Origin of the sequence: Staphylococcus sp. HMSC036D05, from assembly GCF_001836225.1 — a bacterium.
Lineage (GTDB): Bacteria > Bacillota > Bacilli > Staphylococcales > Staphylococcaceae > Staphylococcus > Staphylococcus caprae.
Map to the genome: position 1 here is coordinate 501,610 of NZ_KV827781.1, position 14,469 is coordinate 516,078.

At 31.8% G+C, this 14,469-nt stretch carries 16 protein-coding genes; 5 read left to right on the top strand and 11 right to left on the bottom strand.

What is annotated here, in order from left to right:
• The first annotated feature begins 82 nt into the window (after positions 1–82).
• Positions 83–397, top strand: coding sequence for a hypothetical protein (locus HMPREF2580_RS07000; RefSeq protein WP_002442704.1), 315 nt, complete (start codon positions 83–85; stop codon positions 395–397).
• A gap of 119 nt (positions 398–516) precedes the next feature.
• Here HMPREF2580_RS07000 and HMPREF2580_RS07005 read toward each other — a convergent pair whose 3' ends face one another.
• The 4 genes from HMPREF2580_RS07005 to HMPREF2580_RS07020 form a co-directional block, all read right to left on the bottom strand.
• Complete coding sequence (locus tag HMPREF2580_RS07005; RefSeq protein WP_002442702.1) at positions 517–1,320, bottom strand: Cof-type HAD-IIB family hydrolase; 804 nt, start codon at positions 1,318–1,320, stop codon at positions 517–519.
• 63 nt (positions 1,321–1,383) lie between these two features.
• Entirely contained in the window at positions 1,384–2,304 is a 921-nt protein-coding gene (thrB, locus tag HMPREF2580_RS07010) for a homoserine kinase (protein ID WP_070831508.1), read from the bottom strand.
• Position 2,305: 1 nt separating this feature from the next.
• Entirely contained in the window at positions 2,306–3,370 is a 1,065-nt protein-coding gene (gene thrC / locus HMPREF2580_RS07015) for a threonine synthase (RefSeq protein WP_002442698.1), read from the bottom strand.
• A gap of 5 nt (positions 3,371–3,375) precedes the next feature.
• A complete protein-coding gene (locus HMPREF2580_RS07020) occupies positions 3,376–4,656 on the bottom strand; it encodes a homoserine dehydrogenase (protein WP_070831510.1) in 1,281 nt (426 codons plus the stop codon).
• 188 nt (positions 4,657–4,844) lie between these two features.
• Here HMPREF2580_RS07020 and HMPREF2580_RS07025 point away from each other — a divergent pair, with 188 nt between their 5' ends.
• Entirely contained in the window at positions 4,845–6,221 is a 1,377-nt protein-coding gene (locus HMPREF2580_RS07025; RefSeq protein WP_070831513.1) for an aspartate kinase, read from the top strand.
• A gap of 76 nt (positions 6,222–6,297) precedes the next feature.
• Here HMPREF2580_RS07025 and HMPREF2580_RS07030 read toward each other — a convergent pair whose 3' ends face one another.
• Positions 6,298–6,891, bottom strand: a complete 594-nt coding sequence (locus tag HMPREF2580_RS07030) for a hypothetical protein (RefSeq protein ID WP_070831516.1) — start codon at positions 6,889–6,891, stop codon at positions 6,298–6,300.
• 335 nt (positions 6,892–7,226) lie between these two features.
• Here HMPREF2580_RS07030 and HMPREF2580_RS07035 point away from each other — a divergent pair, with 335 nt between their 5' ends.
• The gene (locus HMPREF2580_RS07035) at positions 7,227–8,099 is read left to right on the top strand and encodes an NERD domain-containing protein (protein WP_070831519.1); all 873 of its coding nucleotides are present in this window, start codon (positions 7,227–7,229) and stop codon (positions 8,097–8,099) included.
• A 91-nt stretch (positions 8,100–8,190) separates the two neighbouring features.
• On the opposite strand, the gene HMPREF2580_RS07040 is transcribed toward HMPREF2580_RS07035, so the two are convergent.
• Positions 8,191–8,727, bottom strand: coding sequence for a thermonuclease NucI (locus tag HMPREF2580_RS07040; RefSeq protein ID WP_002442688.1), 537 nt, complete (start codon positions 8,725–8,727; stop codon positions 8,191–8,193).
• A gap of 164 nt (positions 8,728–8,891) precedes the next feature.
• Here HMPREF2580_RS07040 and HMPREF2580_RS07045 point away from each other — a divergent pair, with 164 nt between their 5' ends.
• A complete protein-coding gene (locus tag HMPREF2580_RS07045; RefSeq protein ID WP_002442686.1) occupies positions 8,892–9,080 on the top strand; it encodes a hypothetical protein in 189 nt (62 codons plus the stop codon).
• Positions 9,081–9,279: 199 nt separating this feature from the next.
• Entirely contained in the window at positions 9,280–9,459 is a 180-nt protein-coding gene (locus HMPREF2580_RS07050; protein WP_070831522.1) for a hypothetical protein, read from the top strand.
• 31 nt (positions 9,460–9,490) lie between these two features.
• Here the strand turns inward: HMPREF2580_RS07050 and HMPREF2580_RS07055 are convergent, their stop codons facing one another.
• The 5 genes from HMPREF2580_RS07055 to cls all read right to left on the bottom strand — a co-directional run bounded on the left by HMPREF2580_RS07055 (position 9,491) and on the right by cls (position 14,448).
• Positions 9,491–10,093 (bottom strand): response regulator transcription factor, encoded by a 603-nt coding sequence (locus HMPREF2580_RS07055; protein WP_070831525.1) that lies wholly within the window; start codon positions 10,091–10,093, stop codon positions 9,491–9,493.
• Entirely contained in the window at positions 10,090–11,190 is a 1,101-nt protein-coding gene (locus HMPREF2580_RS07060; RefSeq protein ID WP_070831528.1) for a sensor histidine kinase, read from the bottom strand. The genes HMPREF2580_RS07055 and HMPREF2580_RS07060 overlap by 4 nt, the downstream gene beginning before the upstream one ends.
• Positions 11,191–11,922 carry an ABC transporter permease gene (locus HMPREF2580_RS07065; RefSeq protein WP_070831530.1) on the bottom strand — a complete coding sequence of 244 codons (732 nt, stop codon included), beginning with the start codon at positions 11,920–11,922 and terminating at the stop codon, positions 11,191–11,193.
• Positions 11,916–12,797, bottom strand: a complete 882-nt coding sequence (locus HMPREF2580_RS07070) for an ABC transporter ATP-binding protein (RefSeq protein ID WP_070831533.1) — start codon at positions 12,795–12,797, stop codon at positions 11,916–11,918. Before HMPREF2580_RS07070 ends, HMPREF2580_RS07065 begins: the two co-directional genes overlap by 7 nt.
• Positions 12,798–12,975: 178 nt before the next feature.
• Positions 12,976–14,448 carry a cardiolipin synthase gene (gene cls / locus HMPREF2580_RS07075; RefSeq protein WP_070831536.1) on the bottom strand — a complete coding sequence of 491 codons (1,473 nt, stop codon included), beginning with the start codon at positions 14,446–14,448 and terminating at the stop codon, positions 12,976–12,978.
• Between the last annotated feature and the right edge of the window lie 21 nt (positions 14,449–14,469).

Genomic DNA, 14,469 nt, shown 5'->3' on the forward strand with positions numbered 1-14,469 from the left:
TTCTAGCGCTAACTTTCAATATTTTATGTTTATAAGTAATCATGTATAATATAAGTAATAAAACGGTTTAGAGGTGGATAACATGGTTGGACAAACTAACTTATTTGATGATGTTATGAAACAGGATGAACGCTTTGTTATCGTCGTACAAGCACTAGAAGAAAAAAACGGTAAGTTATTGAAACGTACATTAAGAGAATATCCTAGTTTAGAACATAATCAAATGAACGATTTATTTACGCATCTAAAAGAAGTATTCTTAGATGAACCTTTTGAAGAAAACCAATCAGCCTTTAGCATTACTGTATATACAAACCTAGATTATGCTGCTGATCAAGTTTATGCTCATGTGAAACGATATAAAGGTAAACATGATTGGACGCACACAGCTAAATAAAAATAAAAAAACAGACTTAGGTTATTTGATAAAAGTGTACCCTTTGGGTTAGAATTTCAGTCTAACTTTTAAGGTTCAGAGCACTTCTTTTCAAACTTTACCTAAGTCTTATTTATATTTTAAAGCAATGTCTTTAATAAATGTGGAATTCCATTCGAATTATTATCTAATGTAACTTCATCAGCTAGAGCTTTCAGTTCATCACTTGCATTACCCATAGCAACTGAATAACCAGCAACTTCAAACATAGATTGGTCATTCAAACTATCACCAAATGCAATCACTTCTTCTAAACCTATATTCATTTTATTACAGAGCGCTTTGATTGCATTCCCTTTCGACACATCTTTCGCCATGAACTCTAAGAAGAATGGCTTACTAGTTGTAACATCAATGTCTTCGTTGAAGAAACCATTTAAATCAATACGTGCTTCAGTGATATTACCTACATAATCGACACCCATAACTTTTGGGACATCATGTTTAATGTAAGTCTTAATGTCATCAACGCGTTTCATTGGCAAGCCAGTTAATTCAGATTCAATATTCATATACTCATGATCACTATCATGAATAATATAGCCATTATCATAGGTTAAAACTAAAAATCCTCTATCTCTACAGTAATCAACAATTAAATCAAAGTTTTCCTTAGAAACTGTTTTGCTCACTTCAACTTCTTCGTCAAACATTCTGATCGTTTTCCCACCATTATAACTAATAATAAAACTTTCATTGTGGTTTAACTTTAAATCTTTAGCTACTGGAATCATACCTTCTGTAGGACGGCCAGAAGCTAAAACGACACTGTATCCTTTTTCTTGAATATCAATTAAATAGGATTTAGTTTCAGGTGAAACTTGATTCTCACCATTCATTAGTGTGTCATCCATGTCTAATACTATCATTTTATATTTACTCATATAGCAATAGAACTCCTTCCATGACATAGTCAAAACTCTTTCTTAACTATATTTTACAACAGTTTAAGACTTTTGGTACACTACTTCATCTATCACGCCTACTTCGTTAATTGTAACGAGTTCAGATATGCAATTTGTCACTTTATCGCGCAATGTTCTTACTAATTCTCCACTATATTCTCTAGGACTCAATGTTAAAATTGTAGGACCTGCTCCACTTATGACAGTAGCATATGCATCGTGTTCTCTTGATATTTGTCGTACCTGTTCAAACTCCGGAATAAGATGCTGTCTATATGGCTCATGAAAACCATCTTGTTCCATCATTTTACCTGCCAATTTATATTTATGTTGAATTAACGCACATATCATTGTATTACTTATAGCACTATTTTGTACCGCAGCCTTATGTGAAAAAGTTTCTGGCAATGCATTTCTAGAGTCTTCCGTTTTTAGTTCATAAGGTGGAATTGTTATAATAATGTCAACTTTTGGTACATCAATGCGTGCCACATCTGTAACTTTAGTATCAGGATTGTAATAACCAGATATAAGTCCACCGTAAATCGTAGGCGCCACATTATCAGGATGACCTTCAATTTCTGTCGCCAACTGTAATAACTCATATCGCGACAATTGAATATTCCCAAAGTAATTAGCGATATATAAAGCGCCCACTAGCGCTGAAGCAGAAGAACCAAGTCCTCTAGCTAGTGGGATATCACTTCTCATTTCAATTTGTAAACATGGCAAAGTTACATTAAATTTTTGAGCAACTTCTTGTGCTACTTTATATATATAATTACTTTCATCTTTTGGAAGGGACTCTAATTCTGGACTATAATATAAAAATTCCCAATCTCTACCTTCTATTCTTCTAATAGACATATAGAGATATTTATCTAATGCCATTCCAATAGAATCGAAACCTACACCTAAATTAGCAGTTGATGCCGGAATTTTAAGTTTTAAAACTTCTTCCATATCAAATTGCCCCTTTAATATAACTAATAATACTATCCTTATCATTTGGTAACGGTTGAATTGGATTGTCTAATAATGAGATGGCTGTATCAGGGTCTTTTAAGCCATTACCAGTGAGTACAGCTACGACTTTCTTACCTTTAGGTAGCTTACCTTTTCTATGAAGCTTGATTAAGCCTGCAATAGATGCATTACTTGCTGGTTCACTAAATACCCCTTCATTTGTCGTCATTAATTGATATGCTTCTAAAATTTCTTCATCAGTTACACTATCAATTAACCCATTTGATTCGTCTAGAGCTTTGACTGCTTTTTGCCAGCTTGCTGGGTTACCAATTCGAATAGCTGTTGCAATTGTTTCAGGGTTTTTCACAACTTTGTTTTGAACAATTGGAGAAGCACCTTCTGCTTGGAATCCAAATAGTTGTGGTAATTGCGTTTTTTTCTTATCGTGATATTCAACGAATCCTTTCCAGTAAGCAGTGATATTTCCAGCGTTACCTACTGGAATTGCTAAAACATCAGGAGCTTCACCATCAAGTTGTTCGACTACCTCGAATGCACCTGTTTTTTGACCTTCTATTCTAAAAGGATTGACTGAGTTCACCAGTTCAATTTCTTTGTTTTCTGCAGCAATTTCTTTCACTATTTCTAAAGCTTCATCGAAATTACCCTCAATTGAAACAATTTCAGCACCATACATTACTGCTTGCGATAACTTTCCTAAAGCGATTTTACCTTCTGGAATCACTACAATTGCTTTTAAACCAGCACGTGCTGCATAAGCTGCTGCTGAAGCAGAAGTATTTCCCGTAGAAGCACAAATAACTACTTTCTTGCCTTGTTCTTTTGCCTTAGTTACCGCCATTACCATTCCACGATCTTTAAAAGAACCAGTAGGATTTGCACCTTCATATTTCACATATAATTCGATATCTAATTTTTTTGAAAGTTTTTCACAATAAATGAGCGGTGTACTACCTTCATTTAGTGTAAGTTGTGGTGTTTCCTCATTGACTGGTAAATATTCGCTAAATTCTTTAACTAAACCTTGCCATCTTTTCATATTTATTAAACTCCTTCTACAGGATAAATTTTTTCAACATTGAATCCTGCTTTATTTAACACTTTCTCTGGAGATTGATCTAGACCAATAACGATAATTGCTACTGTTTGATCATCTCGTTCAACAATCTGTAATGATTTATGGAATGGTAATTGTGCTTTAATTTCATTTTCCAGTTTATCTATAGCTAAGTTGTTACGTTGCAATACTATGTAATAATTTAACTTCTCTTTAATTGCTACAGGTTCTTCACCATCCATCATTTCCCTTGTTTCATCCGTTTTTAATTCAAAATGTGGTGGTAAAGTGTGAAGATTTGATTCAAAGAATAATGCTACATTGAGTAAGTCACTTACTACAGCACTACCTGTAGCTAAACTACCAGCACCTTTACCATAAAACATTGTATCTCCAACGGCATCTCCAATTACATAAATAGCATTATATTCATTCTCAACAGATGCAAGTTGATGTGTTTTGTGAATGAGTGTAGGTTCGACAGATGCGTTAACACGTCCATTTTCATAAGTCCCTTTACCAATTAATTTAATTTTATATCCTAAGTCATTAGCTGCATTAATATCTGATAAAGTTGTGCCGCTAATACCTGTTAATTTAACGTCATTCAATTTAATCACTTGGTTAAATGATAGATAAGATGTGATGACTACTTTCCTAGCTGCATCTACACCTTCTACGTCATCAGTAGGGTCCGCTTCGGCAAAACCTAAACGCTGTGCTTCGTCTAATGCTTCTTCAAATGATGTTTGCTCACGTGTCATTTTAGAGAGAATAAAATTAGAAGTTCCGTTAAGAATACCCATAAATTTAGAAATATTGTTAGCATTTAATCCATTATTAATAGCATTAACAATAGGAATACCACCTGCGACACTAGCTTCAAATTTTAGTGCTACATGATTTTGTTCTGCTAAATCTTCTAAAAGTTTTAAATGAACTGCCAACAAATCTTTATTCGCAGTGATGACATGCTTTTTCCTTTTTAATGCTGTTCTTAACCAGTCTACGGTCGGTTCTATACCTCCCATCACCTCAACTACAATATCAATTGATTCATCTTCTAATATCTCATTAATATCTTCTGTTAGATGATATTGACTAATATTTAACGGACGCTTTTTAGATGTGTCACGCACTAAAATATGCTTAATGACGATATCCTTGTTGATGGTGTCTTTAATTTGTTGCCTATTCTCCTCAATGATTTTTACAACACCTGATCCGACAGTTCCCAAACCAAGTAATGCAATATTCAATTCTCTCATATATCATACCTCCGTTTGTGCTTTCGAGAAAAACAATTGTACTGTTGAAAAATACTAGATAATGGTTTAGTATAAAATCATTCTTAATTTTTGTAAAGTTCTTAATATTGAAAATACAAATCTATAGTACCATGCTTAATCAGAAAACTGAATAGAATTTTCTGATTTTTTAGAAAGGTTGATAACTCATGAAAGTTGCAAAATTCGGAGGTAGCTCTGTCTCCAATGCCAAACAAATTAAAAAAGTATTAAAAATTGTAAACGAAGATCCTGAACGAAAGATTATCATTGTCTCTGCGCCAGGTAAAAGAAGTAAAGATGATATTAAAACAACTGATTTACTCATCCGTTTATATGAAAAGGTATTAAACGGAATTAATTATCAGGATAAGAAGAATGAAATTATTCAACGATACGCTGATATTGTTGAAGGTTTAAAAATGGACGATGAGATATTAACCACTATTGATGAAACGTTAGAACTTTACATTAGTCAACTTTCAGATAAACCTTCTCGTCTTTACGATGCTTTAGTCTCTTGTGGTGAAGATTTTAATGCGCAATTAATTGCTAATTATAATAACAATCAAGGGATACCAACACGTTATATTTCTCCTAAAGAAGCCGGTTTAATAGTGACTGATTTACCACAACAAGCTCAAATTTTAGATTCTTCATATGAAAATATCTATAAATTACGTGATTATAAAGAAAAACTTATTATTCCAGGTTTCTTCGGTATTTCTAAACAAAATGACATTGTTACATTTCCTCGAGGAGGTTCTGACATTACAGGTGCAATTATTGCTAGAGGTGTGAAAGCCTCTATTTATGAAAACTTCACTGACGTTTCTGGTATTTTCAAAGCAAATCCTACAATTATTGATCAACCGGAATTAATTGAAGAAATTACTTATAGAGAAATGCGAGAATTGTCTTACGCGGGATTTGGAGTGTTTCATGACGAAGCTTTGCAACCGCTCTATAAAGACCGAATTCCAGTTGTTATTAAGAATACGAATCGCCCAAACGATAAAGGAACATATATCAGACATGACAGAGAAATTAATTCAGACAATGTTATTAGTGGTATTAGCTGTGACAAAGGATTTACAGTCATTAACATCAAAAAATATCTAATGAATAGACAAGTTGGCTTTACAAGAAAGATTTTAGAAGTATTAGAACAATTTAATATTTCATTTGACCATATGCCATCAGGAATCGACAATATCAGTATTATTATGCGGAGCAATCAACTTAAAGGAAAAGAAAGTCAAGTGTTAAATGAAATACGTAAACGTTGCGAGGTTGATGAGTTGAGTGTCGATCATGATTTAGCAATACTGATGATTGTTGGAGAAGGAATGAACCAAGTTGTTGGTACTGCAAGTAAAATCACTCATGCACTTTCAGAATCCAATATTAATTTAAAGATGATTAACCAAGGTGCCTCTGAAATCTCAATGATGTTCGGTATTCGCGAAGAAGATGCAGAGAAGGCTGTGCTTTCTACTTATGAATTTTGTTATCACGGTGTCTGTTTAAAAAATTTATGTTCTTAAAATAAAAAAAGATTTCTACAAAACATATACTACTTCACTCTATAATCTAAAAAGTGTGTATGTCGTAGAAATCTTTTTATGATGTCTTTCTATTATTAATAACCGCTTCTTCAATACGCTTTTCCCCTACTACTAATTTCAAGATATAAAATTGGTAGTAACTCAATGCATCTATAACTGCTTTATAATTTGAAAATTGATGATACTCTTGATTATCCATCAAATCATACATTAAAACTATTTCTGGTTTAATATAATCTACGTTCCAATTTAATGAATGAAAATATATATTATTCTTCGGCAAACGAATACTACTATCTAGCCTAAAAATCCACTCATCATTAACCACATCGTAAACAAAAATATTAAGTACGATATTGTTATCTTTAAGTATCTCAACGTGTGCAACTTCTGATAGCGAAGGTCTCTCAGTTTGATGTGGAGAATGGCCTTTCCCATAATATTTTATTGAAAAGTCTTTAGGGATCACTTTAATAATTTCAATTAATTTTTTACGTTCCACACATATATCAACTTTGGACGGCAATTTAAACTCATCATTTAAAAATAATTGCATAGCAACAACACCATGAAATTTAAATGAGTGCGAGGACGTTTGCATCAAAATTTGAACAAGGTCATCTACAGCATTTCGCTCTTCTAATTTCATTCAACCACCTCCTAAGCAAGCGCTTTCATAACTTTAATTATACATTTGAAGTACTTAATAATCAAACGCAGATTTGTGAACATTTAGTAAATTAAAATTAAACTATTTGTAAAAAGTAAAAATTGAATCTTTATCACATATCATAAAGATTTGAATAAACAATTATTTGTATTCTGAGAACAATTTTATAATTCTTAAAATTTTGTAAACATTTGTCGTACTCACTATTTAATTAATCATATTCTCTTCTCATTTTTATTGAACTCAAATTTTAAGACGTTTATAATTTATTTTGGCAATTAGAATTTAAAATTTAAAGATTCGGGTGAATATTTATGTCTGTAACGGTCATTTTATCTGTAATTATCATTATTTTAGTAATAGCTCTATTCCTAAATCAAAGATACATGAAAGATAGAGTTGAGACGGAAGAATATGCTAGAAATCAATTAATTGCGAAAAATTCTATATTAAGCGAGGAAAATTTATCATTAAAGAATCAAATGTTGAGTTCGAATAATGATGTTGGCCATCACGCTTTTAAAAATGCGAAACGTGAATTACAAAAGATTTTAGATCGTTTTATAGAACAGAGTCGACTAAAATCATATACAATTATACCTACAAGTAATTTAGCTATTAAACATCCATTATTTGAATATGCGCGTTCCTTTGATTTCATAATCATTACAGAAGTTGGTCTGATTAATGTAGATGTTAAAAATTGGAATCAAAAAACATTCTATCACTTTGATGTACCAGACAAACACGCTGAAGAAGGGAGCAATCAATATAACACTGATAAAGTAGTAGGTCATTACATCAGTAGTAGATATCACAGCCAATTTAACACAACTCGTAGTGGTGTTTACACATTCACTGAAATTCTTCAAGATAATCGCGTGATATATGAATTCTATGACCATGATCCGTATCAACAAGCTGCAAACAATGCTAAGGCATTGAAAGATCAGATTGAAAAGGATTACCAGTTTAAAATACAAAGTATCGGTGTGATTTACTTCAGTGATGGAAGTGTAAATATCATTGAAGGTTCTGACGAAAGTGATAAATATGTAGATACAGTCTCTACGCGTTCTTCACTTGAAAAAGTCATAGACGAAGCTGTGCAACTTTCTAAACATCCACTTAACGATAATCAAATTGAAGAAATATCTAACAGTTTCAAACAACATATGAATAACTAAATAAAGTTGCATTCTTAAATCCTAAATAATGAAGTACAATAGTTAAGCCTAGAAGCATTCGTTTGAAATCTTCTAGGCTTTTTCAATTAACTTAACTCCATAAGTTCACTTTATTCTGTTTTGCCTTGTTTTGAGCTTTAATCAATACATCTCGATATTTACCATTAGGTGAGTAATATTTTTCTCTAGCTAGACCTTTTTCAACCAATTCTTCATTGAACATCCTTTTATCGCTTATCCATACATATGCTAAAGTTCGTCCATATCTATCATTTTTTTCTTTATCATACTCTAAATAAACATTCTGATGCGTTAAAGCTTTCTTCGTATAATTTGAAGCCTCTTTCCCATAAGGTTGAACAGGCGTATTGGGTTTAACGGTTTCAGGGGTATCCATACCTATCATTCTTACCTTAATTTCTTTGCCATCTTTATTTGCTACAAAAGTATCCCCATCCACTACTCGTTCGACATAAACTTTGTCTTTGCCTTTTAAATCAGTACTTTGGTTCTGTTGATTTGTTCCAATTTTACTAAAAGGACCGGAATGATTGATCAATTGGAACATTATTACAATTATCGCAATAAGTGCAAGAACAATCAGCGATAATGATTTTTTCGATTTCATAGTTGTCACCTTACTTCACTTTATATACTGGTTAATGTTAATTAAAAATACTTTCACAGTCAATATTGATAAAATAAAAAATATTGATTGAAAACGCTTGTTTTAAACTTATTTTTTCAAATGAGAAGTGCATGGTATAATACAATACGTTAGGAGTGAAATAGATGGATTCATCTAATGAAAGTAAAATATCTTTAATCGCAATTATCGTAGCAATTATTGTTGGCGTTATATTACAAATCGTCTTTAAGTTACCAATTATAGTAAGTGTAGTTGTAGCAATATTACTAGGTATCTTAGTCGGTTTTATCGTGTACCTTATTCAATCTACGCTCAATAAAAGAAAAAAATAGAATTTCAAATTAATTAAATATCTCGAAAATAAACACCTTCAAAAGATTATTCAAACTATCTTTTGAAGGCGTTTTTAACTTTTTTAGCAATTTCCCTATTATATTCTTGAAATCAAGAGTAAGTAATCTCAATAGTGGTATAGTTACATCATACTAAAGTGGCCACTTTACAACTTATTCAAATAGGAGGTACAACATAATGGAAATTCTTGATTGCATGATTGATACAAATTCAGCAATTTATACAGTGAAAACGACAGGCGGTAATGTGTTTCATCATACATTAAGTACTGATACACCCACTAAAAAAGTAATAGAAATTCTAACTCTTTTATCAGATCATATTGATAAATCGAATCAAACCAAGCTTAAAATATAAATAATCAAATTTAAATATATATTTTAACGAACTATATCCAACCTTTCGCCGTAGCTTTTTTCCATGCATCAAACCGATTGTCAGAATATAATTTATCGATAATTGTACTGGTGTAATTTCGAACTGTGCCATCAGAAAGATATAATTTTTCAGCAATTTCTTTGCTACTTAAACCATTTCCTATTTCCCTCAGAACGACTTGTTCTTTATGTGTCAATGGATTGGATTCTTTAAATAGAGAGGTCATTAATGATGTACTGTACTCTTTTTCACCATTCATTACGTTATAAATCGTACGGACCAAGTCTTCTACTGAACGTTCTTTAAGTACATAGGCATCCACGCCATTGGCGACAGCTTTCTCGAAATAACCTGGTCGCTTAAACGTCGTCACAATAATCACTTTCGTATTTAATCCTTTAGCCCTTATTTGTGCCAAAATTTCTAATCCCGTCATGCCAGGTATCTCAATATCTAAAATAGCCACATCTGGTTCTTCATTTTCAATAAATTGAAGTGCTTCCTTGCCGTTTTCAACATCATTCAAAATCTTCATTTCCTCATGTAACTCAATAAGTTGAACCATCGCTTTTCTAAGCATAAGTTGATCTTCTGCAATAATTAGTGAAATCACATTAATTCACCCCTTGGTATCGTCACGACCACGGTTGTTCCATTTTCAGATTTAACAGCCACCTTGCCATTTAAATATTCAGCTCGTTCTTTAATACTTCTTAAATGACATGCTTCTTTATCTTTTATGCCAACGCCGTTATCTTGTACGATTAATTTAATTTGCTGATGTTCTTCAACCAGTTGCCCTATGACTTCTGTAGCATGGGCGTGTTTAATCACATTATTAATTGCCTCTTTTAATATCATGGATAATATTGTCTGCTTAGCAGGGTTTAATGACTTTGCTGCGCCTTTATTTTTGAAAATAAACTTCAAATTCGCATCACGTAAAATCGTCTCTACCGAAGACACTTCCTCCTCGAAAGATTGTACCTTTAAATCATCAACAATTGAACGAACTTTATTAAGCGTTTCTCTAGAAAGTTGATTGATAGCCATCATTTCTTTCTTAGCGGATTCTTTATCAGTATCTATGAGTTTCGCAGCTAATTCAGACTTTAAAGTCAAACTTGCAAAGACATGTCCGAGTGTATCATGTAAATCTTGACCAATACGATTACGTTCTTGTTCCGCAATTAACACATTAATATAGCGGTTCTTTTCTTCAAGCTCTTTTCGAACTTTGCGTTCCTTTCTAACTTGAAAATTACCAAACATAATCATTAAAATGACGACATAATATATAATCATCATATAAACTTGATCATGATGCATAATATAAATAAACAAAACACAAATAATCATTGTGATGATATAGCTTATAAATTCTTTTGATTTCAATCCCACATCGAAAATGAAGGGCAATGCAAAGGCACTATAAAAGAAAAACATACTTAGTAATGGTTCATAAGCATAAACGAAATACATAATACATACATAATGGATAAGCAGTAAGATATACAGATGATTTTTATTCAACTTAGTGTGAAGCAGAACGAGCATTAAATATGAGATCGTAAAAATAGATAAAGCAATAATATATATCAACTTATTAGAAACACGTTCAGAATCAAATAAACCAAATATCGGAAATATTAAATAAACTAGTGAAGAAATTTCTCCCATTCTAACTCCGAAACTACGTTTTACGTTCATCTATGACACATCTTTCTTTTTATTAATCAATAAAGCAATACTCAAAAAAATTATACTATAAAGAATTAAAAAGCCAAATGACGTGAAGTTAATACCTTTATCCTTCCCTAGATCTAGTGCTATTTGTTTTAAATGATACGTTGGCATCTTTTTCGAAATGACTTGTAACCAATTGGGAAAGGTATTGACTGGAAACCATAAGCCACCTACAATGGCCATCGCTATATTGAGTAAATTTGCAACACTACTTGCCTTCTGAATATCATTAAATTGAGCTATAACTAACCCAAATGTTAAGAATAAACTCGCTCCTATCCATAAAACAACACTTGATAATATCCAATTTGTGAAGTCCATATTCACATTTTTATAAAAATGAGCAACCATAAAAATAATAATAATTGCCACTAAAAATTGGCACATCGTCTTTAAAACTTTAGCTAAGTAATAATGAACAGGTTTCAAAGGCGTAGACATTAAATGTTTATACCAACCATTGTTTCTTTCTTCTATCATATCTAAAGGGAACGACATCATACAAAAATTCATCAAACTAAACACTGTCATACTATACATATATTCTTTATAAAATGGTTTTTTAGCTTCCTCTGGTAAATCTAATAATGAGGTAAATAATAAGTAAAATGCGACAGGTAGGAAAATAGACATAAATAGATATAATTTTTTCCTAAACATGATTTTAATTTCTGTCTTTAAAAATGTATCTAACATTCGGTCATCACTCCTTTTTGATTCTCAATACCTGAAAACATGATTTCCAATAATGACATTTTATGAATTTCTATTTTGTTTAAATCGAACTTATACTCTATTAATTTCTGGATGACTGGTTCAACTTGATTCGTTTTTATCTCATAATGATTTTTTAACTTTTTAATATTGAACTCATTCTTTAGGTCACTTAATAATCCATCATCAATAACTGGAAGTACGATGATTGAGTTATTTTGAGTGTTTTTAATATGTTCAGGAGAATCGTCGAGTTGAATTTGACCCTGATCAAGAAGAACTACTTGGTCGGCCATTCTTTCGACTTCTTCAATGTAATGAGAAGTATAAAGAATAGTGACATGCGCTTGCTTAAGCTTTTCTATGATACTCCAAAAATGTTCTCTTGTTTCAATATCCATCCCTGACGTTGGCTCATCAAGTATCAAAAATTCAGGTTGTCCTACTAATGTTAAGGCGAAATCTAGTATCCTCTTCTGACCTCCAGACAACTGACTCGCCATTTGGTTCATCTGCTTGTCATTAAATTGAGTAATATTGATAAATTGTGAAAGCGTAATAGGATTTTTATAAAATGATTGATGCAAGTGAAACAATTCCTTTACTTTGAAAAATTTAGGAAAATTCGTTTTTTGATATAACACACCCATATGATTTGTATCAATCATCTTCGATTCATCAACAATATGCCCTTCGTCACCCTGTATGTTGCCAATCAGGATATCGATAAGTGTTGTTTTCCCTGCTCCATTTTTCCCTATTAATGCCGTACACGTATTATCTTTCAACTCAAGACAGATATCATTAAGAACTTTGTTGTTATTAAAGGACTTTGATAAGTTTTCTAACTTTATCACCACATGTCACACCTTTGCTATAAGATAATTCTAATTTAGCATTGAGTCGTTATGATATTTAGTTCATTTTGTCACGATTTGTATATGACATTTGTCATGAAAATTCTGTAAAGTTTACATAATATTTCTATGTGCAATAAAAAATTCCCGCTTATAGAAAGCAGGAATTCTAAGTATTTTATAAAATTGGAGAAACTAATTTAGCTAAATCTTCCTTAAATTTAATTGATAACGGACGTTGATCATATTTTTCTTTAGTAAGTAATTTAGATTTTTTAATATCTTCTTCAAAAGCTTGTCGCAATTGTTGCGCAATCTCCTTATCATAGACGAATGCATTGATTTCAAAGTTCAACTCGAAACTTCTAAAGTCCATATTCGCACTACCTATTGAAGATACTTCATCATCAATCATAAGAATTTTTGAATGAATGAAACCATTCTGATAGGTATAAACATTCACGCCACTATCTAATAAATCTGCCGCATTTGAAAATGTAGCCCAATAAACAAATGGATGGTCAGGTTTACAAGGAATCATTAAATTAACTTCAACACCACTATTTGCAGCCATTTTCAGCGCATTTATATAAGATTGATCCGGTATAAAATACGGACTTTGAAGATAAATTGACTTTCTAGCGCTCATAATCATTTTCGTATAACCGTATTCAATTTGATGTAAGTCGAACGCAGGCCCACTTGAGGCAATTTGTAATGCTTTGTCACCTTTGTCGCCTGTCTTTTTAGGGAAATACTTTTGATCATATTCAAACTGTGGACGATGTGCTTGAGAGTTCCAATCTAAAATAAATCTTAATTGTAACGCATCCACACTATCACCTTGAACACGTAAATGTGTATCTCTCCAATAGCCAAGCTTACCTAATCCTAAATAATCGTCACCGATATTGAATCCACCAATATAACCTATTTGGCCATCAATAATAATGATCTTTCTGTGATTTCGATTATTCATTCGAAAATTGACAAGTGGAAATTTTGATGCAAAGAATGCTTCAACTTCTCCACCTAAAGATTTGAATTGCTTAAATTTAGCCATATTGACTTTTTTAGAACCAACATCATCATATAATAATTTAACTTCTAAACCTTCTTTAAGTTTAGTTTCAAGCGCATCTATAATCTTTTTCCCTAAACCATCAAGTTCGAAAGTGTAATACTCTAAATGAATGTAGTCTTTCGCATTATAAATATCTTCTATTACTTTGTCATATAGTTTATGACCATCTGTAAATAAGTCAATTTTATTATTTTCAGTTAGAAAAGCATCTTGTTTCATTAATAACATACGAATTAAATCGTGATGTTTCTCAACTTGGTCATTCGTAGATTCAAAATTTAATTTTTCGAAACTATCAGCTTGAGCTTTTACTAAATCTTGAAAGGCATCTAACTCTTTACCATTATTTTTTTCCATTTTCTTTTTAGAAACGGTTCTGCCTAAGAATAGATATAGAATGAAACCGATAATCGGTAGTATGAAGAGAACAAATAACCAGGCCCAAGTGGAACTTGCACTTCTTCGATCCTTCTCTAGAAAAATAATGACAAACGCAAGTACTAGATTAATAATAAATCCGAGTATTAATATGATTGTTAATATAGTACCTAAATATCCAAAATCCATGAAATTGTACTCCTATATGTA